Source organism: Kitasatospora sp. NPDC101235 (assembly GCF_044767505.1).
Taxonomy (GTDB): domain Bacteria; phylum Actinomycetota; class Actinomycetes; order Streptomycetales; family Streptomycetaceae; genus Kitasatospora.
On sequence record NZ_JBIWNZ010000017.1, the window covers coordinates 23,144 to 46,747 of the forward strand.

At 74.5% G+C, this 23,604-nt stretch carries 23 protein-coding genes; 15 read left to right on the forward strand and 8 right to left on the reverse strand.

The features are described from left to right. Positions 1-33: 33 nt before the first annotated feature. Positions 34-396, forward strand: coding sequence for a hypothetical protein (locus tag ACIRRH_RS25985; protein WP_403071894.1), 363 nt, complete (start codon positions 34-36; stop codon positions 394-396). Here the strand turns inward: ACIRRH_RS25985 and ACIRRH_RS25990 are convergent. Together ACIRRH_RS25990 and ACIRRH_RS25995 are read right to left on the reverse strand one after the other, a co-directional pair. Beyond that, positions 368-1,462, reverse strand: a complete 1,095-nt coding sequence (locus tag ACIRRH_RS25990; RefSeq protein WP_403072309.1) for a glycosyltransferase family 4 protein — start codon at positions 1,460-1,462, stop codon at positions 368-370. The genes ACIRRH_RS25985 and ACIRRH_RS25990 overlap by 29 nt on opposite strands. Beyond that, positions 1,369-2,523 (reverse strand): hypothetical protein, encoded by a 1,155-nt coding sequence (locus tag ACIRRH_RS25995; protein ID WP_403071896.1) that lies wholly within the window; start codon positions 2,521-2,523, stop codon positions 1,369-1,371. The genes ACIRRH_RS25990 and ACIRRH_RS25995 overlap by 94 nt, the downstream gene beginning before the upstream one ends. Before the next feature lie 644 nt (positions 2,524-3,167). Between ACIRRH_RS25995 and ACIRRH_RS26000 the strand changes: the two genes are divergently transcribed. Both ACIRRH_RS26000 and ACIRRH_RS26005 read left to right on the forward strand, forming a co-directional pair. Further along, positions 3,168-3,923, forward strand: coding sequence for an SDR family NAD(P)-dependent oxidoreductase (locus tag ACIRRH_RS26000; protein WP_403071899.1), 756 nt, complete (start codon positions 3,168-3,170; stop codon positions 3,921-3,923). Between the two features lie 87 nt (positions 3,924-4,010). Then, a complete protein-coding gene (locus tag ACIRRH_RS26005) occupies positions 4,011-4,967 on the forward strand; it encodes an ABC transporter substrate-binding protein (RefSeq protein ID WP_403071902.1) in 957 nt (318 codons plus the stop codon). 149 nt (positions 4,968-5,116) lie between these two features. On the opposite strand, the gene ACIRRH_RS26010 is transcribed toward ACIRRH_RS26005, so the two are convergent. Then, entirely contained in the window at positions 5,117-5,521 is a 405-nt protein-coding gene (locus ACIRRH_RS26010) for a nuclear transport factor 2 family protein (protein WP_403071905.1), read from the reverse strand. 268 nt (positions 5,522-5,789) lie between these two features. Between ACIRRH_RS26010 and ACIRRH_RS26015 the strand changes: the two genes are divergently transcribed. The 7 genes from ACIRRH_RS26015 (at position 5,790) to ACIRRH_RS26045 (ending at position 14,879) form a co-directional block, all read left to right on the forward strand. Then, positions 5,790-6,758, forward strand: a complete 969-nt coding sequence (locus ACIRRH_RS26015) for a GNAT family N-acetyltransferase (protein ID WP_403071908.1) — start codon at positions 5,790-5,792, stop codon at positions 6,756-6,758. Further along, on the forward strand, positions 6,751-7,545 hold the full coding sequence (locus ACIRRH_RS26020; RefSeq protein WP_403071911.1) for an aminotransferase class IV: 795 nt from the start codon (positions 6,751-6,753) through the stop codon (positions 7,543-7,545). Before ACIRRH_RS26015 ends, ACIRRH_RS26020 begins: the two co-directional genes overlap by 8 nt. 105 nt (positions 7,546-7,650) lie before the next feature. Further along, on the forward strand, positions 7,651-8,556 hold the full coding sequence (locus ACIRRH_RS26025) for an ABC transporter ATP-binding protein (RefSeq protein ID WP_403071914.1): 906 nt from the start codon (positions 7,651-7,653) through the stop codon (positions 8,554-8,556). After that, a complete protein-coding gene (locus ACIRRH_RS26030; protein WP_403071916.1) occupies positions 8,553-11,078 on the forward strand; it encodes an FtsX-like permease family protein in 2,526 nt (841 codons plus the stop codon). The genes ACIRRH_RS26025 and ACIRRH_RS26030 overlap by 4 nt, the downstream gene beginning before the upstream one ends. Before the next feature lie 214 nt (positions 11,079-11,292). Beyond that, positions 11,293-11,766 carry a hypothetical protein gene (locus ACIRRH_RS26035; protein WP_403071919.1) on the forward strand — a complete coding sequence of 158 codons (474 nt, stop codon included), beginning with the start codon at positions 11,293-11,295 and terminating at the stop codon, positions 11,764-11,766. Continuing rightward, positions 11,763-13,340, forward strand: a complete 1,578-nt coding sequence (locus ACIRRH_RS26040; RefSeq protein WP_403071922.1) for a multicopper oxidase family protein — start codon at positions 11,763-11,765, stop codon at positions 13,338-13,340. The genes ACIRRH_RS26035 and ACIRRH_RS26040 overlap by 4 nt, the downstream gene beginning before the upstream one ends. A 180-nt stretch (positions 13,341-13,520) precedes the next feature. Beyond that, positions 13,521-14,879, forward strand: coding sequence for a DUF2252 domain-containing protein (locus tag ACIRRH_RS26045; protein ID WP_403071925.1), 1,359 nt, complete (start codon positions 13,521-13,523; stop codon positions 14,877-14,879). Positions 14,880-14,978: 99 nt separating this feature from the next. On the opposite strand, the gene ACIRRH_RS26050 is transcribed toward ACIRRH_RS26045, so the two are convergent. After that, positions 14,979-16,124, reverse strand: a complete 1,146-nt coding sequence (locus ACIRRH_RS26050; protein WP_403071928.1) for a Cmx/CmrA family chloramphenicol efflux MFS transporter — start codon at positions 16,122-16,124, stop codon at positions 14,979-14,981. 539 nt (positions 16,125-16,663) lie between these two features. Between ACIRRH_RS26050 and ACIRRH_RS26055 the strand changes: the two genes are divergently transcribed. From ACIRRH_RS26055 to ACIRRH_RS26065, 3 genes are all read left to right on the forward strand, one after another. Continuing rightward, positions 16,664-16,963 carry a DUF6342 family protein gene (locus ACIRRH_RS26055; RefSeq protein WP_403071930.1) on the forward strand — a complete coding sequence of 100 codons (300 nt, stop codon included), beginning with the start codon at positions 16,664-16,666 and terminating at the stop codon, positions 16,961-16,963. Between the two features lie 162 nt (positions 16,964-17,125). After that, the gene (locus tag ACIRRH_RS26060) at positions 17,126-17,428 is read left to right on the forward strand and encodes a DUF6342 family protein (protein ID WP_403071933.1); all 303 of its coding nucleotides are present in this window, start codon (positions 17,126-17,128) and stop codon (positions 17,426-17,428) included. 199 nt (positions 17,429-17,627) lie between these two features. Then, a complete protein-coding gene (locus ACIRRH_RS26065) occupies positions 17,628-17,933 on the forward strand; it encodes a DUF6342 family protein (protein ID WP_403071936.1) in 306 nt (101 codons plus the stop codon). 95 nt (positions 17,934-18,028) lie between these two features. On the opposite strand, the gene ACIRRH_RS26070 is transcribed toward ACIRRH_RS26065, so the two are convergent. After that, positions 18,029-18,937 (reverse strand): diacylglycerol kinase, encoded by a 909-nt coding sequence (locus ACIRRH_RS26070; RefSeq protein WP_403071939.1) that lies wholly within the window; start codon positions 18,935-18,937, stop codon positions 18,029-18,031. Next, entirely contained in the window at positions 18,934-20,502 is a 1,569-nt protein-coding gene (locus ACIRRH_RS26075; RefSeq protein WP_403071942.1) for an FAD-binding oxidoreductase, read from the reverse strand. Before ACIRRH_RS26075 ends, ACIRRH_RS26070 begins: the two co-directional genes overlap by 4 nt. A 74-nt stretch (positions 20,503-20,576) precedes the next feature. Between ACIRRH_RS26075 and ACIRRH_RS26080 the strand changes: the two genes are divergently transcribed. Together ACIRRH_RS26080 and ACIRRH_RS26085 are read left to right on the forward strand one after the other, a co-directional pair. Continuing rightward, positions 20,577-21,185, forward strand: a complete 609-nt coding sequence (locus tag ACIRRH_RS26080) for a TetR/AcrR family transcriptional regulator (RefSeq protein WP_403071945.1) — start codon at positions 20,577-20,579, stop codon at positions 21,183-21,185. Next, complete coding sequence (locus ACIRRH_RS26085) at positions 21,182-22,750, forward strand: glycerol-3-phosphate dehydrogenase/oxidase (RefSeq protein ID WP_403071948.1); 1,569 nt, start codon at positions 21,182-21,184, stop codon at positions 22,748-22,750. Before ACIRRH_RS26080 ends, ACIRRH_RS26085 begins: the two co-directional genes overlap by 4 nt. Before the next feature lie 38 nt (positions 22,751-22,788). Here the strand turns inward: ACIRRH_RS26085 and ACIRRH_RS26090 are convergent, their stop codons facing one another. Next, positions 22,789-23,211, reverse strand: a complete 423-nt coding sequence (locus tag ACIRRH_RS26090) for a hypothetical protein (protein WP_403071951.1) — start codon at positions 23,209-23,211, stop codon at positions 22,789-22,791. A gap of 82 nt (positions 23,212-23,293) precedes the next feature. Then, on the reverse strand, positions 23,294-23,587 hold the full coding sequence (locus tag ACIRRH_RS26095; RefSeq protein WP_403071954.1) for a hypothetical protein: 294 nt from the start codon (positions 23,585-23,587) through the stop codon (positions 23,294-23,296). Positions 23,588-23,604: the final 17 nt, after the last annotated feature.

Below are 23,604 nucleotides of genomic sequence, written 5' to 3' on the forward strand. Positions count from 1 at the left end.
TCACGGTGGTTGCGGTGCCGGAACGATGGCGTCATGGCGAGGACACGGGAACCGCAGAGCGCAATCGTCAACCGACTGCTCAAGGGCGAGGCGACCACGGACGACAGCACGACGGCCCAGACGAACTTCCTGCTGTGGCTGCGGCAGGAGTGGGGCGGGGACGGCGACCAGGCGCTCGCCGCCTGCCTGGACGTGCTGGCCGAGGCCGGGGGCGAGGAGTGGCGGGCGCTGCCGGAGCGCGATCTGTCCGCCCACGTCTGGCTGTTCAGCTTCTCCTGCCCGAGCCGGGACGACCTGCCGGGCCAGGCGCGGAACTGGGTGACGGCGGTGCGCGCCAACGGCGGGGCTCCCGCGATCGCACGGCTGGTCAGGCACCTGCGGGGGCAGCAGGAGTGACCGGGGCGGTCGCGCCGGGCAGGGGCACCTCGGGGTCCAGCAGGTCGGTGAGCCGCCGCGCCGAGGACTCCCAGGTCCAGTGCTCCTCGGCCCAGCGCCGCCCCGCCGCCCCCGTCCGCACGCGCTCGGCGGGCGGGGCGAGCAGGATCCGGGTCAGGGCGGCGGCCACCTCGGCGGGGGCGCGGCCGTCGACGACCGTGCCGGTGACGCCGTCCAGGACGGTGTCCGGGGCGCCGCCGGAGCGGCCGGCCACCACCGGGAGGCCGGCGGCGGCCGCCTCCAGGTAGACGATGCCGAGGCCCTCGGCCTCCAGCCCCAGCCGACGGGTGCGGCACGGCATCGCGAAGACGTCCGCCCCGGCGTAGTGGACGGCCGTCCCGGCGTGGTCGAGGCCGCCGGTGAACACCACGCTGCCCGGCTCGGTGAGCCGTCGGGCGAGGCCCCGCAGCCGGTCCTCGTCCGGGCCCCGGCCGACCAGCACCAGGGTGGTCCCGGGCACCGCCCGGCGGATCGCGGGCAGCGCGCGGATCAGCACGTCCTGGCCCTTGCGCGGGACCAGCCGTGCCACGCAGAGGACGACCGGGGCGGCGGACGCGCCGGTGGCGGTGGCCGGCCGGAAGACCGACGGGTCGACCCCCGGCACCAGCCGCGCCAGCCGGGCGTCCGGCCCGAGCGCGGGGGCGATCCGGGCACGGGTGTAGGCGCCGAGGTAGGTCACCACGTCCGTGCTGCGGCCGATCCGGCGCAGCAGGCCGCGGGCACCCGGCGTGCGGGCCCACCAGATCTCGTGGCCGTGCGTGGTGGCGACGGTGCGGCGGATGCCGGGCGCCAGCCGCCGCAGCCCCGGCGTCATCGCGGCGAGCGGCGCGGCGGCGCCGAACCACACCCGGTCGCAGCCGTGCGCCCGGGCTATCCCGGCGGCCCGGCGGGTGGCCCGCGGGGTCGGCAGCAGGGTGCGCGCGCGGTCGCGGATCACCGGGTAGGGGAGAGCGGCGTCGTGGCGCTCCGCGCCCGGTTCGGCCGAGGTGTAGACCACGACGTCGTGGCCGGGGACGCGGTCGGCCATGGCCTTGACGAAGGTCTCGATCCCGCCCTGGCGCGGCGGGAAGTCGTTGGTGACGACGAGGGTGGTGCCCATGGCAGGCCTTTCGGAACGGAGAGCGGGAAGGAGAGCAGGACGAGGACGAGCGGCAGTGCGAGGTAGCCGAACCGCCCGGCGGGGGCCAGCAGGAAGGCCGCCGACAGCCCCAGGGCCAGCCGGTGCGCCGCCGCGGCCGCGGTGCGCGGCGGGCGGGTGAGCAGCGAGGCCCCGACGGCGAGCCCGGCGAGCAGCCGCCCGGGCAGCGGACTGGCGGCCGGGGTCGGCAGCCGGCCGCGCCCGGTGGGGAAGGCGAACACCTGCTCCACCAGCGGCCCCGGTGCGCGCAGTGCCACCGGCAGCACCGCCATCGCCGCCGCCCCCACCGCGACGGCCGCCCCGCGCAGCGCCGCGCGCCGCCCGGCGGTGGCCGCCAGCAGGGCCGCCACCACGGCGAGCGCGGGCCAGGCCGTCCACTTCAGCGAGCAGGCGGCGGCCAGCGCCAACCCGGCCGCCACCGGCCGCCGTTCGGCGGCGCGGACCAGGGCGAGCCAGCAGAGGCCGGTGAGCGGCAGGTCGACCCCGCTGACGCAGAGCGGCAGCGCGACCACCGGCGAGGCGGTGAGCGCGGCGGCGCCGAGCCGGCACCCGGCGGGTACCGTCCGCAGCACGCAGAGCAGGAACACCGCCGCACACCAGAGCCGGGCGTCGCCCAGCGGCGAACCGTCCAGCAGCGCCCGGGGCAGGCCCAGCAGGGCCATCCCGGGAAGGTACGGGGTGTACTCCGCGACGGACTGCGGGTCGGCCAGGTACGGCGTGCCGGTGTGCAGCAGCAGCGACCCGGAGCGCTCGATCACCCCGACCTCGCTCTGCCCCCGCCCGTCCGGTACCAGCACGAGCAGCGGCGCAAGCACCGCCCCGACGGCCGCGACCGCCACCGAAACCTCAGGCCCGCGCCGCCGCAGCAGCACCACGGCGAGCGCCGCCGACAGGTACCCGCAGGCCGCCCAGGCCCCCCAACTCCGGTGCGGCCCGAGCCCGGACACCACCGGGAACGCCCCCGCCCACCCCGCCGCGACCACCCACCCGCCGCACCACCACCACGCCCGTTTCGTCACCCCTCCATTGCATCGGCGCAGGCCGGCGCGGTCATCACGGCCAAGTCGAGTCCTGTGGTCGGGTTTTCCCCACCATCCCGCGAGCCGTCCTGCGCCTGGGGCGCCGAGCCGTGTACCTGGGCACCGCCTCCACCGCACTCGACGTGCCGGCCGGTGTGCTGATCATCTGCACCGTCCGCCGGATCGGCACCCGGCAGGCCCAGCGGCGCGCCGGAGCGCTCCGCTGGGCCTGCCGCCCGCCGAAGGCGTCAGTGCGGCCGAACGAGGACGTGGGCCGCGCCCAGCACCACCATGTACGCGCTGCGTTCCCGGGTCTCGCGTGCTTCGCCCGTCGTTCCCTCGCGTCCGGTCGGGGTGGACGGGGCCACGTCCCCGGCACGTGCAACCGCGCGGTGCGCGCACAGCCGTTCTACCTTGGCCGTAGCAGTCACCAACAGAACCGCGGCCGATCTGCTGCGGGGGACCGTCGACACGGTGCTCCACGGGGCGATCCGCTCAGCAGACCCCGGCAGCGGGGGCGAAGGACTCCGGGCGGTCGTTCCGACGGCCCGCGACGATGATCAGGAGGTGGGCTCGTGACCGGGGCAGACGGCCGGGTGGCACTGGTGACAGGGGCCGGCAGCGGAATCGGTGCGGCCACCGCAGGTCTCCTTGCCGCGCGGGGAATGCGCGTGGTGGTCAACTACCTGCGCAACACCAAGGCGGCCGACGAGGTCGTGGCCGACATCGAGGCCGCAGGCGGGCAGGCCATGGCCGTGCAGGCCGACGTGCGCGAGGCAGCGGCCGTCCAGAGCATGGTCGAGCAGGTCCGGGCGGCGTGGGGCGGCATCGACGTGCTCGTGCACAACGCGCTGATCCCGTACGCGGTCAAGTCGTTCCAGGACATGACGTGGGAGGAGCTGGGCGGCAAGATCGACGCCGAGATGCGTGCGGCGTTCGCGGTCACCAAGGCAGTCCTGCCCGCCATGAGCGAACAGGGCTGGGGGCGCATCATCTACATCAGCACCGGCCTCAGCCGCCGGCCCCGGGCGGGCATGATCGCGCTGGGCGCGGCCAAGGCCGCCCTGGAGCAGTTCGCCCGCTACGTCGCCCAGGAACTGGGCCCGCAGGGCATCACGGTCAACATCGTCGCAGCCGGCCCGGTGGAGGACACCCGCATGGGGTCCGCGCTCGACGACGAGACCAGGCAGCGGCAGGTGGCCCTCACCCCCGTGGGCCGCCTGGCACGTCCGGCCGATGTCGCCCAAGCGGTCGCCTTCTACGCCAGCGGGGACAACGCCTTCATGACCGGCACCACGGCCGCGGTCAACGGCGGAATGTCGATGGACTGACAGCCGACCGGTATCCGCCGCACCGCCGTTCCGGCGCCGCACTCCGTGCGGGACGGCACGGCGGGGACAGGACCGAAGGAGAGCTCGGTGTGTACGATCGATCTCGCCCATGTCGGGCGGGGCCTGCACGAGGAGTTGGTCGCCTACATCGCCGACCAGCAGGGTTACTACGCCGACGAGGGCGTCCATGTCGCGTTGCGCGACGGCATCTCCTGGGACGATGAGCGGTTGCGCCGCTGCGCCACCATCGGGCTCGGCCGGGCACTGCTGTCCCGACTGATCAACGGCACCCCCTGGGTCGCACTCGATGTCCACACCCACCGACCGCTGTTCTGGTTCCTCGCCCGTCACGGCCTGACCTCCCTGGCCGACCTCGCCGGCCGACGGCTGGCGGTACACGGCCCCCAGGACCCACCCGGGTGCTTCGCCCGGATCGTGCTGCGCGGGGCAGGCCTCGACCCGGACCGCGACGTCCACACCGTCGTCCGCCATCCCGGCGACTACGGCCTGGACCTGCGCGGGCTGCGCGACGGCAGCATCGACGCCGCCTACGTCGGCAGCACCATGGCGCCGGAGGCGGTAGCCGCCGAGCACGGCTGGCAGGTGCTGGCCTGGGTCGGCGACCACTTCCGGATCCCCACCGTCGGCGTGGCCGTGGACCCCACCTACATCTCCCCGGACGACCCCGCGGTCCAGGCCGTCGTACGAGCCAACCGGCGCGCCCTGCGGGTGATCCACAACGACCCCGACACCGCGGTGCGGTACATGCGGACGTTCCTCGGCGGACAGACCACAGACGAAGTCCGAGCCCACTACGAGACGTTCGTCGCACCGTATTACACCACCGACGGCCAGGCCGACCTCGCGGTCGGCGACAGCGCGATCACCGCGGTCGCCGCCGAACTCGGCGTCCCCGCCACCGTCACGGCAGCCGAGTTCTACCGCACCACGACGACCACACCCTGGAAACCCGGGGACGCCGAGGCCGCCCCAGCGCGGGCAGTACCTCAAGGGCACCCACGCAAAGACCCCCGCGGCCGCTAGTCGGCCAGGAGCCGGAGGCGGCTGCGCCTCCCCAGGCCGGCACTCGGGCCGCGCCCCACCCACAGGGCAGGACACACGCATTCGCAAGAGCCCGGAGCCCGCGTCGGCAAGCTGTCACGGGCTCATGAACGATCGAAGCCGGTTTCGGGTCAGGCCCCGGCGATGTCCCTGCCCGGCATCGGCTCCGCGAGTGCTGTCCGCCATTCGGGCGCACCGAAGGCGTCCGCGAAGTACTGCGTCTCGTGCACCACACGCCCGTGGGCGAATTCCATGATGCTCACCGAATGGGTGGGCACCCCGTCGTACGTGATGACACACTCGCTCACCCACAGATCCCCACTGCCGACGATCCGGTGGACGGTGAAGTGCCGACTGGCAGGGTGCCCGCCACGTTGCGCTGAAATCGTCGCGCGGCCACGGAACCGTTCACCTGACTGGGGGTAGTCGAGGATCGCGTCCGCAGCGTAGATGGCGTGCTCGGCTTCGGTATCCCCACGTTCCGACGCCCGCCAGTGTTCCTCGAGTGCGGCCCTGGTCCGGATGTCAGCATCCATCGCACTGTCCCCTCTACAGGCGGCCGGAGCGATCCGGGGACCTGGGAACGCTTCGAGGCTTCCCCCCGGGGCGCCGAGCCGTTGAAACTCATGGGTAACGGTGACAGCGTAGATCGCCAAGGCGGCGACTCGGCTTCAGGACACCGCGGATCAATATCGGCCACGCTCGACACACCCCGGAATGCCCGTGAAGGCGGTCGACGTCCGGTCTGACGTTCGGTGGTCGGTGGATTACTGGTCGTCCCGGCCTCCCCGCTATCCTCGCCGTGTGCTGAGGTCGTGGGGTGCGGCGGTGGAGCGGGCGCAGGACCGGCTGGCGGCGGGGCCGCGGCTGCGGGCGGCCGGGCCGGGGGAGGAACGGCGGTTCGCGCTCTGGGACTTGGCGTCCCTGGTGGAGGGCGAGCTGGGCGAGCCGGTGGACCCGGACGGGCTGGCGCCGCAGGCGGAGCGCGGGTGGCGGGAGCGGCTGGGGGAGAGCGGTCGGGAGTGGCCGGGCGGGGAGCTGTACCGGCGGCGCTACTGGATCCAGGACGACGCCGGTGCCGTGGTGGGCACCGTCGCGGTGGATAACTGGACCAAGGGCCCGAGCCAGCTCGCCGTCTCCTCCCTCTACGTGACCCCGGCCGCGCGAGGCCGGGGGCTGGCCGCCGCCGCGCTGGACGAGGTGTACGCGGCGGCCACCGCCGAGGGCCTGCCGGGATTCCGGCTGGAGGCGCACTGGTCATGGCAGCCGGCGGTCCGCTACTACCTGCGCCGGGGCCTGTGGGTGGTGGGCTGGAAGCGTTCGCTGTCCTTCGCCCGGATGCCGCAGCTCCCGCTGCACCGGGTGCGGGAGGAGAACGGCCGGCTGTTCCTGCTGGTCGCCGACCGGCTGCGCGGCTGGGTGCCGATACTGACCGCCGGGCAGGAGGGCCGCTGGCTGCGGCTGGACGAGACGGCGGACTACCGGGGCTGCGACGGCTGGGTGCACGAGTACGCCCGCTCCACGCTGGCCCTGTACCTGGCGCTGGCCGGCCGGCCGCTGGTGCGCGGCCCGCAGTGGTGGGCGGAGGCGTGGCGCTGGTCGGACGCGGGGGAGCCGGAGGGCTTGGCGTACCGGATCGAGGAGTTCGAGCGGGCGGCCCGGACGGCGGGCCGGCGGATGGTCAGCCCGTACCGCCCGGTGCCGCTGCCGGACCCCGCCCCGCCGCCGTCCTCGCCGCCGTCCCCGCAGCTGGCAGACTCGGGGGATGGCTGAGATCGAGATCGACGGCGCCCCCGCCGACCCGGCGCGGCTGGCCGCGCTGGGGCTGCTCAACTACGGGCACTTCACCACCCTGCGCGCCGAGGCGGGCCGGGTGCGCGGTCTGGCGCTGCACCTGGACCGGCTGGTCCGGGACTGCCGGGTGCTGTTCGGTGCCGAGCTGGACCGGGCGGTGGTGCGGGAGCGGATCGGCGCGGTGCTGCCCGCCGACGGTGCGCCGGTGATCGTCCGGGTGACCGTGTACGACCCGGCGCTCGGCCTGGAGCGTCCCGCCGCCCCGGCCGCACCCGTCCTGCTGGTGACCACCCGACCGGCCGCGGCGGCCGCGCCTGCCCCGCTGAGGGTCCGCACCGTGGCGTACCGGCGGGAGCTGCCGGAGGTGAAGCACGTCGGCCTGTTCGGCCTGGTGCACCACCGTCGGCAGGCCCAACTCGCGGGCTACGACGACGTGTTGCTGGTCGACGAGGACGGCCTGGTGGTCGAGGGCGCGACCTGGAACGCCGGCTTCCTGGCCGGGGACGAGCTGGTCTGGCCGCAGGGCCCGAGCCTGCCCGGGGTGACCGAGGCCCTGCTGTCGGGCGCGTACTGGGGCCCGCAGTCCCGCGAGCCGCTGCCCGCCGCCGGGCTGGGCCGCTTCACCGCCGCCTTCGCGGTGAACGCGGGCGTCGGGGTGCGGCCGCTGGCGGCCGTGGACGGCACCGCCTTCGACCCCGGCCACCCGGTGCTCGCCGAGCTGCGCGCCGCCTACCTGGGGATTCCCGCCGAACCGGTGGGGGGATAACCCCACCCACGGTCCGCCGGTGACCTGCATGGTTCGCGGGGCCCGTCCTTCCTAGGTTGGAGCACGTCGACGACGAGCGACGAAGAACCGAGGGAAGGCCCATCCATGGCACGCCGCCAAGACCGCCGCAGGACCGACGTGTACGGCACCGACGTGTACGGCACCGATGCGTACGGCACCGGCACGTATGGCACCGACGTGTACGGCACCGGCACGTACGGCACCGACGTTCACGGCACGGCCCCGGGCGGCGCCGCCCGGCAGGCGACTCCGGCGGTCGAGCTGCGCGGGGTGCGCCGCACCTACGGGCGCGGCGAGGCGACGGTGCAGGCGCTGCGCGGGATCGACCTGGCGCTCGGCCACGGCAGCTTCACCGCGGTGATGGGCCCGTCCGGCTCCGGCAAGTCCACCTTCCTCCAGTGCGCGGCGGGCCTGGACCGCCCGGACTCCGGGCAGGTCCGGCTCGGCGGCGAGGACATCACCGCGCTGAGCGAGAACCGGCTCACCAAGCTGCGCCGCAGCCGGATCGGCTTCGTCTTCCAGTCCTTCAACCTGCTGCCCTCGCTGACCGTCGAGCAGAACGTCCTGCTCCCGCAGCGCCTCGCCGGGGAGCGCCAGGACCGTGCCCGGGCGCGGGAGTTGCTGGAGCAGGTGGGCCTCGGCGAGCACGCCCGGCGGCGGCCCGGCCAGCTGTCCGGCGGGCAGCAGCAGCGGGTGGCGATCGCCCGCGCGCTGATCACCCGCCCCGACGTGGTGTTCGCCGACGAGCCGACCGGCGCGCTGGACACCCGCACCGCGCACGAGGTGCTGGCCCTGCTGCGCCGGGCCGTGGACTCGCTCGGCGCGACCGTGGTGATGGTGACCCACGACCCGGTGGCGGCCTCCTTCGCCGACCGGGTGCTGTTCCTGGCCGGCGGTGCGATCGTGGACGACCTGCCGCACCCGAGCCCGCAGGCCGTCGCGGACCGGATGGTCGCGCTGACCGCCCGCCCGGTGGGAGTGGCGGCATGACGAACGGACTCGCGCGCTCCTCGGTGCGCTTCCGGCCCGCGTCCTTCGTGGGCACCCTGGTCGCCCTGCTGCTGGGCGCCGCCGTGACGGTGGCCTGCGGGGTGCTGCTGCAGACCGGCCTGACGGCGAGCGTCGAACCCGACCGGTACGCCGCCGCCCCGGTGGTGGTCGCGGCCGACCAGACGGTGAAGATCCAGCAGAAGATCGGCGAGGACACCGAGACCGAGGAACAGGCCACCCCGGAGCGGGCCCGAACGGACGCCGCGCTGGTCGGCCGACTGGCCGCGCTGCCCGGCGTCGCGGCCGCCCGGCCGGACACCGCCTTCCCGCTGCCCGCCACCGGGCAGGCGCCGACCCTGACCGGCCGGGGCTTCGCCGCGCTCGGCATCGCCGGGCCGGGCGACCGGCTGCTGGAGGGCCGCGCGCCCGGCGTGAACGAGGTGGTGCTGGACGCCGACACGGCGCGTGCAGCCCATCTCGCGCCTGGCGCGAGCCTCGCGCTCACCGCGCCCGGCGGCACCGCGAACTACCGGGTCTCCGGTCTGGCCGCCGCCCAGCAGGCCGGCCCCACCGCGTGGTTCGCCGACGTCACCGCCGACCGCCTCTCCGGCCACCCCGGCCGGATCGACGCCATCGCCGTGCAGCCCCGCGAGGGCGTGAGCGCCGCCGCGCTGGCCGCACAGGTCCGCCAGGCCGTCGGCGGCGACGCCAGGACCTTCACCGGGGACGCCCGGGGCGAGGTCGAGTACCCGGCTCTGGGTGATGCCCGCACCATGCTGATGGCCCTCGGCGGAAGCTTCGGCGGCTACGCCACCATGACCGCGATCTTCGTGGTGATGAGCACCGTCGCCCTCGCGACCGGCCAGCGCGCCCGCGAGTTCGCCCTGCTGCGCGCCATCGGCGCCACCCCGCGCCAGATCCGCCGCACCATCGCCGCCGAGGCGATGCTGGTCGCGCCGCTCGCCGCGGCGCTCGGCATCCTGCCCGGACTGGCCCTCGCCCGCTGGTGGTTCGGCCAGCTGGTCGAGCGCGGCGCCGTCCCCGCGGACGTCCGTCTGGACGTCGGCCCGCTGCCGATGCTGGCCGCCGTCCTCGTCTGCACCCTCGCCGCGTTGACCGCCGGCTTCCTGGCCGCCCGCCGGCCGTCCCGGATGCGGGCCGCCCAGGCGCTTGGCGAGGCCGCCGTCGAACCGGCTCCCCCGGGCAAGGTGCGCACCGTTTTCGGGCTGGTCTTCACCGCCGGCGGCGTCGTGACCGGCGCCGTCGCCACCGCCCTGGACGGCACCAAGGCCGCCCAGACCGCGCTCGGCGTCGTGATGTGCTTCATGATGGCCGTCGCCCTGCTCGGCCCCTGGCTGGCCCGGGGCGCCGCCGCGGTGCTCGGCGCCCCGCTGCGGGCCGGCGGCGCGCCCGGCTCGCTGGCCGCCGACAACGCCCGTGCCAACGCCCGTCGGCTGGCTTCCGCGATCACCCCGATCGTCCTGGTCACCGCCTTCTGCGGCACCCTGCTGATCCTGCAGACCACCGTGCGCCACACTACCGGCGAGAACGTCCGGGCCGGCGTCACCGCCGACCACGTGGTCGGCGCCACCGGCCCCGGCCTGCCCGCCGGGACGGCCGAGCGGGCGGCCGGGGTGCCCGGCGTGGACACCGCCGTCGGCGTGCTGCGCACCGGAGTGATCTACAGGAACGGCATGCAGCTGGGCTCCGCCCCCGTCCTCGGGGTGGACGGTGACCCGGCCCGGCTGCCCAAGGTGATCGACCTGGGCGTGCGCAGCGGCGCGCTGGCCGACCTCGGCCGCGCCCCCGACACCATCGCGCTGAGCTCCACCCTGGCCGACTCCCTCGGCGCCGAGGTCGGCGACCGGGTGCCGCTCTGGCTCGGCGACGGCACCGCCGTGCGGCCCGCCGTGGTCGCGGTGTACGACCGCGGGCTTGGCGTCGGCCAGGCACTGCTGCCCCGGGCCGCGGTGGCCGCGCACGTCACGGCCGGGTACGACAGCCAGGTGCTGGTCGCCGACGCGCCGGGCGCCGACCCGGCGGCGGTGGCCGCCGGGCTGGGCAGGCTCGCCGGGGCCGCGGTGACCGACCGGGCCGGGTTCGTCGCCCAGGCCGACAAGGACCTGGAGATCAGCGGCTGGGCCAACACCGTGATGGCCGCGGTGCTCGGCGGGTTCGCCGCCGTCAGCGCCGCCAACACCCTGGTGATGACGGTGCTGGACCGGCGCCGCGAGGTCGCGCTGCTGCGGCTGGCCGGCACCACCCGGCGCCAGGTGCGCGGCATGATGCGCTGGGAGGCGCTGCTGGTGGCCGCGACCGGGCTGGCGGTCGGCGCGGTGATCGCCGGGGTCACGCTGGTGCCGGTCGCCCGGGGGGTGGCCAACTCCACCCCGTACGTGCCGCCGATGCTCGCCGTGCCGCTGGCCGCCGGAGCCGTGCTGCTCTGCCTCGGGGCGACCGGGCTGCCGGCCCGGGCGCTGCTGCGGACCCGGCCGGCGGCGCTGGGCACGGCGCGGCAGTAGGGGGCCGCGGCAGCGGCGGGCTGCGACGGGCCGGGGAGGCGTGCCCTTGAGGATGACTCAAGGGCACGCCTCCTTCGCGTGAGAACGGTGCCTCAAGCGGGGATCACCGGGACCATCGATTGGTCCAACAATCTTTATTTGGGCTGATCATGATGTCGGATCAGCTACGCTCTCGCCCGCCCCGCTCGACCGTCGACGCAGAGAGTAGCCCGACATGAGCAGTCCTCCTGCCGCCCCCGCCCCCCGCTGGCCGCTGATTCTGCTGCGCACCTCCACCACCCTGCTGGCCCTGCTGTCGCTGCTCCAGGTCATGCTGGCCGGCAGCTTCCTGAACGGCACCTACGACTCCCTGAAGGACCACGAGGGCAACGCGATGATGCTGGCCACCGTGGTGGTTGTCCAGCTGGCGGTGGCCGTCGCCGTCCGGCGGCCCGGCCGGGGCCCGCTCTGGCCGCTGTGGACCACGGCCCTGCTCACCGTCGCCGTCGTCGGCCAGATCACCGCCGGCTACGCCCGGGCGCTCGGCGTGCACGTCACGCTCGGCGTGCTGCTGGTCAGCGGCGTGCTGTTCGGCCTGGTCGGCGCCTGGCGGATGCCGCTGCCGGTCCGGGACGCACTGGCCGCCGGCGGTCCGGACGGCACCGGACGGCTGCCGCGCCCCAGTGGGCCGGTGGAGGTGCCCCGGTGAACCGGCGCCGGTTCCTGGGCATCGGCGCCTCCGTCCTCGGCGCGGGCGCCCTGGCCGCCGTCGCCGTCCCCTCCGCCGCCCGGCTGCTGGCCGAGGGCCGCCCCGGGCGGCTGCTGAGCAGCGAACTCGACCTGCCGGAGGCCTTCCGGGCCCCTCTGCCGGTGCCGGCCGTGCTGTCACCGGTGCGCAACGACGGGACCAGCGACTACTACGAGATCACCCAGCGGACCGCCACGTTGGAGATCCTGCCCGGGGTGAGGACCGAGGCCTGGACGTACGGGGGCAGCTTCCCGGGGCCGACCGTGGTCACCCGCACCGGGCGGGCGGCGGTGGTCAAGCACCGCAACGAGCTGCCGGTGCCCTCGGTGACGCACCTGCACGGCGGGCACACCCCGGCGGACAGCGACGGCTACCCGGTGGACCTGCTGCTACCGGTGGGGTCGTCGGCGGACGCAGCCCATGCCATGTCGGGCATGGCAGGCATGGCGGGCATGGACCATGCGGCGGCCCGCACCGCCGTCGGCGAGCGCACGTACACCTATCCCGGCATGCAACGCGCCGCCACCCTCTGGTACCACGACCACCGGATGGGTTTCACCGGCCCCGGCGTCTGGCGCGGACTGGCCGGCTTCCACCTCGTGCACGACGACGAGGAGGCCGCGCTGCCGCTGCCGCGCGGCGAGCGGGACCTGCCGCTGATGATCGCCGACCGCTCCTTCGCCGCCGACGGCTCCTTCCGCTACCCCGCCGTCGACCCCAGGCTCGCCGAGCCGGGCGTCACCGACGCCTACGCCAACGGCGTGCTCGGCGACGTGATCCTGGTCAACGGCGCGCCCTGGCCGCGGCTGGACGTCGACCGGGTCCGCTACCGGCTGCGGCTGCTCAACGCCTCCAACGCCCGGCTCTACCGGCTGGAGTTGGACCCGCAGCCGGCCGGCGGTGGTGCGCTGGTCCAGATCGGCTCCGACGGCGGCCTGCTCGCCGCCCCGATCCGGCACGACGGGATCGAGATCGCGCCCGCCGAACGCTTCGACGTTGTGGTCGACTTCTCCCGCTACGCGCCCGGCACCCGGGTCCGGCTGGTCAACCGCTTCGGCAGCGGCCGGACCGCCGAGGTGATGCGCTTCGACGTCACCGCGAAGCAGCTGACCGACGACGCGACGGTGCCCGACCGGCTCGCCGCCGTCGAGGCCCTGGACGCCTCCGCCGTCGTCACCACCCGCGACTTCACCTTCCGGCGCAGTCGCGGCGACGGCTGGACCGTCAACGGCCGCCCGTACCGGCCCGGCCGGAGCATCGCCACGCCCGCCCTCGGCGCGGTCGAGCGCTGGCGCTTCTCCACCGACCTGCACCACCCGGTGCACGTCCACCTGGACCACTTCCAGGTGATCGGCCGAAACGGCGCGGACCCGGGCCCGTACGACGCGGGGTGGAAGGACACCGTGGACCTGCGCCCGGCCGAGGCGGTGGAGGTGCTGGTGCGCTTCACCGACTACGCGGGGGCGTACATGCTGCACTGCCACAACCTGGAGCACGAGGACATGGCGATGATGGCGGACTTCACCGTGCGGTGAGTCCGCCGTGTGGTGAGTCCGCTGTCCGGTGATCCGCTGCCCGCTGTCCGGCGATCCGGCCGGTTCCGAGCCGCCCGGTTCACCCGGACGGCGCAGCGCCGGAGGGCGTGTGCTGCGCCCTCCGGCACTCCTGTCCTACCGTCGCGGGAAGAAGGACCCGCCGACGGACGGAGCCGCCGCATGACCACCCCCGCCGAACGCCGCCGGCGCGGCCGGGCCGCCCGGGAGCGCATCTCCCGCTCCGCCCACGGCCGGTGGATCCCCGCCACCGACCGCCCCGACCCGCTCGGCGTGCTGGAACGGCAGGGAGAGGACCGGGTCGCCCGGCTGCTGCCGATCCGCTACGGGCGGATGGCGGAGAGCCCGTTCGCCTACCTGCGCGGCGCCGCCGCCGTACTGGCGGCCGACCTCGGGGCCCTCCCCGACACCGGCCTCACCGTCCAGCTCTGCGGCGACGCCCACCTGTTGAACTTCGGCGTGTACGCCTCGCCGGAGCGCGCGCTGCTCTTCGACGTCAACGACTTCGACGAGACCTTCCCCGGCCCCTTCGAATGGGACGTCAAACGGCTCGCCGCCAGCGTTGCCGTCGCCGCCCGGGACAACGGCCAGGACGAGCGCCGGGTGCGCCGGGCCGCGCTCGCCGCCGTCCGGGCGTACGCGGGCGGCATGCGGCGACTGGCCGGGATGGGCGAACTCGAGGTCTGGTACGACCGGGTGGACACCGTCGACCTGCCGGCGCTGCTGCGCAAGCCGGGACAGCGCAGGCAGGCCGAGGCAGGCCTCGCCCGCGCCCGGCGCCGCACCAGCCTGCAGGCCTTCGGCAAGCTCACCGAGGAACGGGACGGGCAGCGCCGGATCATCAGCGCACCGCCGCTGATCGAACCGTTGAAACCGACCGAACTGCGCGCCATCGGCAAGGTGTTCAGCGACTACCGGTCGACCCTCGCGGAGGACCGCCGGGTGCTGATGGACCGCTACCGCTTCGTCGACGCGGCGACCAAGGTGGTCGGCGTGGGCAGTGTCGGCACCCGCTGCTACATCGTGCTGCTGGAAGGCCGGGACGGCCGCGACCCGCTCTTCATCCAACTGAAGGAGGCCGGCCGGTCGGTGCTGGAGGAACACCTGCCGCCGGTGCGGGTGGACGCCGAGGTGGCCGTCCACCACGGCGGCCGCCGGGTGGTCACCGGGCAGCACCTGATGCAGGCCGCCAGCGACATCTTCCTCGGCTGGACCACCGGCCCCGCCGGGCGGCACTACTACGGCCGCCAACTGCGCGACATGAAGGGCTCGACGGACATCGCCGACCTCACCCCCTCCGGCCTGTGCGCCTACGCCGACCTCTGCGGCCGCACCCTCGCCCGCGCCCACGCCCGCACCGGCGACCGCCTGGCCATCGCCGGCTACCTCGGCAGCGCGGACACCTTCGCCGAGGCCGTCGCCGACTTCGCCCTGCGCTACGCGGACCGTACGGTGGCGGACCACGGCGAGCTGGTGGCGGCGATCGCGGACGGGCGGGTGACGGCAACGCGCGGGGTGTGAACGGCCGGCTTCTCGCCGGTCCCCACGAGCCGCCAACCGTCCCTTGCCGACTGCCGACTGCCGACTGCCGACTGCCGACTGCCGATTGCCGGCTGCGGCTCAGGCGACCCGCGGCCGGACCGTCGCCACCAGCAGCGCCGCCGCGACCAGCAGGCCCCCGGCGAAGAACGGGCCGAGGTCGCCGGCCGCCGTGCCGAGGGTGGCGGCGGCGAGCAACGGTCCTGCGGTGGCGCCGAGGTTGAGCGAGGCGGTCGCGTAGGCGCCCGCCAGGGTGGGGGCGCCCGCCGCCTCGTACAGCACCCGGGTGATCAGCGTGCCGCCGACCGCGAAGGACAGTGCACCCAGCAGGAACACCAGCGGCAGCAGCGCGCCCGGTGCGTCCGCGAGGACGGCCAGGGCGGGCCAGCCCACCAGCAGCAGCGGGCCGCCGACGGCGAGGACCAGGCCGGGGCGCCGGTCCGCGAGCCGTCCGGCGGCGGTGACCCCGGCGAACGACCCGGCGCCGAACAGCACCAGCGCGGCCGGCACCCACGGCTCGCCCAGCCCGGCGCGGCCGGTCACCACGGGGGCGAGGAAGGTGAAGCCGCCGAAGGTCGCCGCGTTCACCAGCGCCGCGAGCACCATCGCGCGGAGCAGCCGCGGTCGGCGCAGCTCGGCGATCTCCGAGCGCAGGGCCGTCGTTGAGGACCGGTCGGTCGAAGTGGCGACGGCCGGCAGGCCCTTGGCGAGGCCGACGGCGGGCAGGCAGAGCAGCGCGACGGCCCAGAAAGCGGCGCGCCACCCGAACAGCGCGCCCAGCACCGCCCCGCCGGGGACGCCTGCGACCGTCGCCACCGTCGTGCCCGACAGCAGCACGGCGATCGCCCGCCCCTTCCGGTCCGCGGGGACGAGTGCGGCGGCGGTGGTCAGGGCCACCGCCAGGAACCCGGCGTCGGCGAGCGCGGCGACCACCCTGGTCACGAGCAGCACCGGGAAGCTCGCGGTGAGCGCCCCGACGGCGTGCGCCGCGGCGAACGCCAGGACGAACCCGAGCAGGCTGCCGCGCCCCGGCCGACTACGGGCGAGCGCGGCCATCAGCGGCGCGCCGACGGCCATCCCGACCGCGAAGGCCGAGGTCAGCCCGCCGGCCGTACCGACGGTGACGCCGAGGTCGGCGGCGAGGCCGGGCAGCAGCCCGGCGAGCATGAACTCCGAGGTGCCCATGGCGAACACGGCCAGGGCGAGCAGATAGAGGGGGAGGGGCATCGAGAAGCTCCGAAGAGGGCGGAGGGAACGAGGACGGGACGTCTCGTCACCGCACGCTCAACCCCCGGGCGGCGCAGGCGCGGCGCTCGCTCGGACCTCGGTGGTTCCAGGCTCTCCGGGGCTCAGGGGGCTGACGGTGCGTGACCGAAAGCCCCCACCCTGGATGCCTCAGGGCTCGACATGCCCGCAGGCTACCGGACCGCCCGCCGTCGAGTCACCCGGTTGCTCGACGGGTCTCGCCCATCAAGTGATCAAACGTCACATATCCATCGAACAGCGGTATTTGGCGTCTCGGCGTGGATGCGCGCGGGGCTTGCGATCAACTCTGTGCCTCCATGTCGGCAAATTCGGTCAAATGTTGTTCGTTTTTGACCGGTTCGGAAATTTTTCGAACCGGACGTTCCGGTTCCGTGGCTGAGCTGTGTAGATTTCCGATCGGTTCAGGCGGTCAAGTGCGCCACCTGACACCGAAGTTGTTTCCACTGGAGTGCGGGCGTGCCCTGGCGGGCTCCCCGCGGCATCGAAGGGGGAGGGCCTCCATGCCTGACATCGACCTCGGCCTGGCGACGGACTGGGCGGTGGGCGACACGCACGCCCGCGTCAAGCTGGAGCAGAACCGGATTGGTCAGTCCGCGGCCAAGAAGGACGTGCTCGTCACCTCGCCGGTGAGCATCGAGCTGTCGGTGAACACGAACCTCAGCGTCAGCCAGGAGTCGGACAAGTTCTACTTCACGACCTACCGCGGCGGCGTGAAGAAGATCGTCGCCGTGCTGGACTCCGACGGCAACCTGTCCATCGCCGGCCAGGTGTTCACGGGCCAGGGGAAGCTGACCTACTAGGCCCCGTCTTCGAGCGGTGCGGTACCCGGGCCCGTGCGCTCACCGGAGTGCGCGGACCCTCCGTCAGGTGGCCAAGTGCCTCACCTGGCAGCGAAGTTGTTTCCACTGGAGTGCGGGCGTGCCCTGGCGGGCTCCCCGCGGGATCGAAGGGGGAGGGCCTCCATGCCTGACATCGACCTCGGCGAAGCGTCCGACGTGAAGACCGGCGACTGGAACGGTCGCGTCAAGCTGCGGCAGAACCAGACCTACCTGAACGAGCCGAGGAAGAAGGACGTGCTCATTAGCGGCCCGGAGAGCATCGAGCTGGTGGTGAACACGAACCTGTCCACCAGCCAGGAGGCGAACAAGTTCTACTTCACCACCTACCACGGCAGCACGAGGAAGATGCTCGCGGTGCTGGACTCCGACGGCAACCTGACCGTCGCCGGCCGGCTGATCACGGGCCAGACGAACCTGACCTACTAGGACGGGTGGATCCGGTCGCTCCTCCCCGGCGTGGTGGCCGGAGCGGAGCGCCCGGTGCGGTACCGGGCCCGTGCGCTCCCCGGAGTGTGCGGACTCTCCGTCAGGTGACCAAGTGTTTCACCTGGCAGCGAAGTTGTTTCCACTGGAGAAGAGCGGGTGTGCCCTGGCGGGCTCCCCGCAGGCGAAGGGGAGGACCTCCATGCCTGACATCGACCTCGGCGAAGCGGACAACTGGACGGAAGGCGACTGGCACGGTCGCGTCAAGCTGCGGCAGAACCAGGTCTACCCGACCTCGCCGAAGAGGGACCTGCTCATCAGCGGTCCGGACAGCATCGAGCTGTCGATCAACACGAACGTGGAAGTGGACCACGCGAAGAACAAGTTCTACTTCACGACCTACCACGGCGACACCAAGCAGATCGTCGCGATCCTCGACTCGGACGGCAACCTGTACCTCGCCGGCAATGTGACCGAGGCTCGGTACCAGTTCGACCTGGGCTACTAGGCGGCTGTGCGCTCCACACGGCCCCGAGGTCCGCGCACTCTCCGGAGTGCGCGGACCTCCGTCGTTCCGGCGGACCGGACCACGGCGCCGGCGGCTCAGGGCACCAGCACCCGCAGGGCGTCCCTGACCACCGAGACGTCCACCGGGAGCGAGGTGATGAACTCCCCGTCGGCGTAAGCGGTGATGCCGGGGGACTCGATCCGCAGGGACTCCGTGCGCAGCGTGGTGACCTCCGGGTGGGTGACGTGGGTGCCCTTGAAGAGGGTGGGGAAGAACCGGGCGATGCGCAGCCGGGGCATGGCGTCGACGAGGGTGACGTCGAGCAGGCCGTCGTCGGGAAGAGCGGTCGGGCAGATCAGCATGCCGCCGCCGTAGCTGCGGGTGTTGCCGACGGCGGCCAGGGTCAGGTCGCGTTCGATGACGGTGCCGTCGGCGAGGGTGATGCGGAACGGCAGCGGGCGCAGGTTGGCGAACTCGACGGCGATGGCGAGGTTGTAGCGCATCCGGCCGCGCGGCCAGCGCAACCGGTTGGCGCGGTCACTGACCAGGGAATCGAAACCGGTGGCGAGGACGGAGCCGTACCAGCGGACGGCCCCGTCCGGGCCGGTGATCCGGCCGAGGTCGACGCTGTGGGTGCGCCCGGCGGCGATGACGTCGGCGGCGGCCTCGGGGTCGCCGAGCGGAAGGCCGTACTCGCGGGCGTGGTCGTTGCCGGTGCCGGCCGGTATCACGCCGAGCGGGACGGGCGTGCCGGCCAGGGCCTGGAGGGCGAGGTTGATCATGCCGTCGCCGCCGACCACGGCCACCGCGTCCACCCCGTCGGCCGCCGCCTCGCGGGCGAGGCGGACGGCGTCCTCGGGGGAGCGCCCGGCGTGCGGTTCGACCTGGGTGCCGAGGGCCCGCAGCCGGGCGGTGGCCCGGTGGGCGGCGGGCTCGGCGTGGCCGACGCCCGCCGCCGGGTTGGTGAGAACGGCGACCCTGCGGACGGTTCTCACCTCGTTCATGGAATCAACTTGCCCGGGTTGAGGATGCCCGCCGGGTCGAGTTCGGCCTTGACGGCGCGCAGGATGCGCACGCCCAGCTCGCCGACCTCCTCGGTCATCCAGGGCCGGTGGTCGGCGCCGACGGCGTGGTGGTGGCTGATGGTGCCGCCCGCGCCGAGGATGGCGTCCCCGGCGGCGCGCTTGGCGACGCCCCAGCGGGTGAGCGGGTCCTCGCCGAGGGCGGCGACGACGGTGAAGTAGAGCGAGGCGCCGGTCGGGTAGACGTGCGAGATGTGGCAGAGCACGAGGGCGCCGGGCAGGGCCCCGGTGAGCGCCTCGGTGACGGCGGTGCGCAGGGCCGGCAGCCGGCTCCAGTCGGTCGCGGTCTCCAGGGTCTCGCACAGCGCGCCCGCGCTGAGCAGCGAGTCGCGCAGGTAGGGGGCGTTGAACCGGCCGTGTTCCCAGGCCCGGGCGGGGGCCTCTCCGAGCGAGGTGCCGCCGGCGGCGAGCAGGGCGTCGCGGGTGAGCTGCTGCCGGGCGGCGACCTGGGCGGCGCTGCCCTCGAAGACGGTGACGGCCAGGCAGCCGCTGACCGCAGGGGCGCCGCCGATCTGCTCGGTCATGGCCAGGTTGATCATGGTCTCGGCCTCGTCGGAGAGCCGGATCACGGTGGGGCCGGTGCCCTGCTGCTCGACGGCGCGCAGCGCGGCCGTGCCGGTGGCGAAGTCGGGGAAGCTCCACGCCTCGTACGCCTTGACGGCGGGCAGCGGGTGGACGCGCAGCCGGACGGCGGTGATCACGCCGAGGGTGCCCTCGGAGCCGAGGAAGAGCTGGCGCAGGTCGGGGCCGGCGGCGGAGGCGGGGGCGCGGCCGAGGTCGAGCACCCCGGCGGGGGTGACGACGCGCAGCCCGCGCACCATCTCGTCGAAGCGCCCGTACCCGGCGGAGTCCTGGCCGGAGGAGCGGGTGGCCGCGAAGCCGCCGATGGTGGCGTAGCGGAAGCTCTGCGGGTAGTGGCCGAGCTCCCAGCCGCGTTCGGCGAGCAGTTTCTCCGCGGACGGGCCGGTGAGGCCCGCGCCGAGGACGGCCTCGCCGGAGGTCTCGTCCAGGTCGAGCAGCTGGTCGAAGCGGCGCAGGTCGAGTGAGATGACGGAGTCGAAGGCACCGCGCTCGGGGTCGAGGCCGCCGACGACGCTGGTGCCGCCGCCGAACGGCACGACGGCGATGCGGCGTTCGGCGCACACCGCGAGGACGGCGGCGATCTCCTGCTCGTCGCCGGGCAGCACGACGGCGTCGGGCGCGTCCTGCGCCTCGCGGCTGCGGCGGCGCAGCAGGTCGGGGGTGGACTTGCCGCCGGCGCGCGGCAGCCGGTCGGCGTCGGCGGCGCTGACGTGCGCCTCGCCGACGGCGGCGGCCAGCGCCTTGAGGTCCTCGGCGGAGATCCGGGACGGGCGCAGCACGACCTCGTCGGCGCTTGGCCCGGGGGCGGCGTCGCCGGTGACGCCGAGGGCGGCGGCGAGCAGTCCCTTGATGTCGGCGGACAGCTCCTTGGCCAGGGCCGGGTCGCCCCAGGCGTTCCACTTCATCGGGGGGAGCGGAAGTGCGGCGCCGGCCGGTCCCGCTTGCGTCTCAGGTGCCATGCGTTACAGTTTCACACATCATGTCAAGTAGTAACGCCGAGCCCCAGACCCCGTCCCCGACGCCCGGGGAGCGCAGCATCGACGATGCGATCCTGGACGCCGCCGCCGACCTGATCGTCCACCTCGGCGTGCGCCGGACCCAGTTGTCCGAGATCGCCCGCCGCGCCGGGGTCAGCCGCCCGACCGTCTACCGCCGCTGGCCGGACGTCCGGGCGGTGATCGGCGCGCTGCTCACCCGGGAGATCCTGACCACCCTGGAGGGCGCCGGGCTGGACGTCCACGACAGGGAGACCCTCGTCGAGCGGGTCGTGGAGATCGCCGTCCGGCTGCGCGACCATCCGGTGCTCGGCGCGCTGCTGCACTCCGACGACTCCGACCTGCTGCTCCAGTACGTCGTCGAGCGGCTCGGTACCAGCCAGCGCGGCCTGCTGGAGGCGCTGCGCACCGGCATCGAGCAGGGCCAGGCGCACGGCTCGATCCGGGCCGGCGAGCCGCTCGAACTGGCCGCCATGGTCCTGCTGATCGCCCAGTCCACCGTCCAGTCGCACCGCATGATCGCCTCCCTGCTGCCCGAGGCGGCCTGGCGGCGCGAACTGGCCAGAGCGCTGAACGGATACCTCGCGCCATGACCCCCACCGCAGGCCCGTACGCGGGCACCGGCCGGCTCGACGCCGTCCGACGGAAGCTGGAACTCGAAGCGCTCGGCGACGACGCCCGGATCGACCTCCTGGTCGTCGGCGGCGGCGTCACCGGCGCCGGAGTGGCCCTGGACGCCGCCTCGCGCGGCCTGCGCACGGTGCTCGTCGAGGCCCGCGACCTGGCCTTCGGCACGAGCCGCTGGAGCTCCAAGCTGGTGCACGGCGGCCTGCGCTACCTCGCCTCCGGGCGGATCAAGGTGGCCCGGGAGAGCGCCGTCGAGCGCGGCGTGCTGATGACCCGCACCGCCCCGCACCTGATCCGGGCACTGCCCCAACTGGTGCCGCTGCTCCCGGACCTGCTGCGCCCGGGCCAGGCCACGCTGATCCGCACGGGCTTCCACGCCGGGGACGCGCTGCGGCTCAGCGCCGGGACGCCGGGTGCCCTGCTGCCCCGGGTCCGCCGGGTCGACGCCGACCGGACCCGCCGGCTGGTGCCGGGCGTGCGGACGGACGGGCTGCGCGGCGCGCTGGTCGCCCACGACGGCCAACTCGTGGACGACGCACGGCTGGTGGTCGCCCTGGCCCGCACCGCCGCGCAGTACGGGGCGAGCGTGCTGACCAGGGTGCGCGCCGAGCAGGTCACCGGCACCTCGGCCCGGCTGGTGGACACGCTGACCGGCCAGGAGCTGACCGTCACCGCGGGCGCGGTCATCAACGCCACCGGCGTCTGGGCGGGCGACGTGGACACCTCGATCAGGCTCCGGCCCAGCCGCGGCACCCACCTGCTGGTGGACGCGCAGGCGCTCGGCAACCCGACCGCCGCCCTCACCGTGCCGGTGCCCGGCTCCACCAGCCGGTTCGTCTTCGCCCTGCCGCAGCAGCTCGGCCGGGTCGCGATCGGGCTGACCGACGAGGACGCCCCGGGCCCGATCCCGGACGAGCCGCAGCCCACCGAGGCCGAGCTCTCCTTCCTCCTCGACACCGTCAACGCCGCCCTCGCCACCGCCCTGACCAGGGCGGACGTACGCGGCGCCTACGCCGGGCTGCGCCCGCTGATCGACACCGGGGACGGCAGCACCGCGGACATCTCCCGCGAGCACGCGGTGCTGGAGAGCCCGAACGGGGTGATCACCGTGGTCGGCGGCAAGCTCACCACCTACCGCCGGATGGCCGAGGACGCGGTGGACGCCGCCGTCCGGCTGCGCGGCCTGTCCGCCCGCGCCTGCTGGACGGCCCGGCTGCCGCTGATCGGCGCCCCCGGCCACCGGGAGAGCCGCCTGCTGTCCGCCGGGCAGGTGCCCGCCTCGCTGCTCGCCCGCCACGGCGGTGCGGCCCACGAGGTGCTGGCGGCGGGGGAGTTGACGCCGATCGCGGAGGACCTGGACGTGACCCGCGCCGAGGTCGCCTACGCCGTCACCCACGAGGGCGCGCTGGACGCCGCCGACGTGCTCGACCGCCGCACCAGGCTCGGGCTGGTCGCGGAGGACGCCGAGCGGGCCCGGAAGGCGGTCGAGGAGATCGTGGTGGAGTACCTCGGGGACGGGCTGGAGGGCTGACGTCGCAGGAGGGCTGAGGTGTCAGGAGGGCTGACGCCTCAGGAGGCGGCCCCGGGGAAGGGGGCGAGGTCCGGCTCCACCCAGGCGGTCCGGGCCTGCTCGCTCGCGAGCGTCTGCGGACGGTAGTGACGGGCGAGCAGGTTCTTGTCGAGCAGCTCGGGGTGGCGGGCCGTGAACGCGTCGAAGTCCGCGGCGTCCTCGGTGTGCCGGGTGCCGGTGTGCCGGGCCACCAGCTCGACCCAGGCCCGGGTCATGGTGACGTGGAACTTCTGCGGCGCGCCGGCCTTGGTGGCGGTGCGCCGGATGCCCTCGCCGACCAGGTCGAGGGCGGCGGTGGCGCCGTGGCGGCGTACGGCGAGCCAGGTCAGCCGGACGTGCTGGGGGTGGCCGAAGCGTTCGGCGCCGGTCATCACCTCGCGCAGCAGGTCGTCGAAGGTGCTGGGGGTCGCGGGGGAGGTCATGCGGCGGCATTCGTCGTGGGGGTCCGACCCGGGATCGTAAGGTTTTCCGGCATTCGTGGGCAAACCACCCGAACGGAGGGCCTCAGCGCGCCGTGTGCTCGGGCATCGCGTGTTCGGCGCCGGACAGCTCCAGGACGCAGGAGAGCGGGTGCTCGGCCAGGCCGGTGCGGTCCAGCCGGACCGCGAGGGGCTTCGGCGGCTCCTCGGCGACCTGGGCGGCGAGGGTCAGCGGGTAGTCGCCGTGTCCGTGGACCCGGTGGAAGGCGCACTCCTTGCCGTCGACCAGCAGCTCGGTCTCGGTGATCCAGCCGGACCGGACGTTGACGGTCACCGAGTGCCCGCCCCGGTCGAGGTGGAAGCTGTACCGCTGGCGCATCGGAACCTCCGGCGACA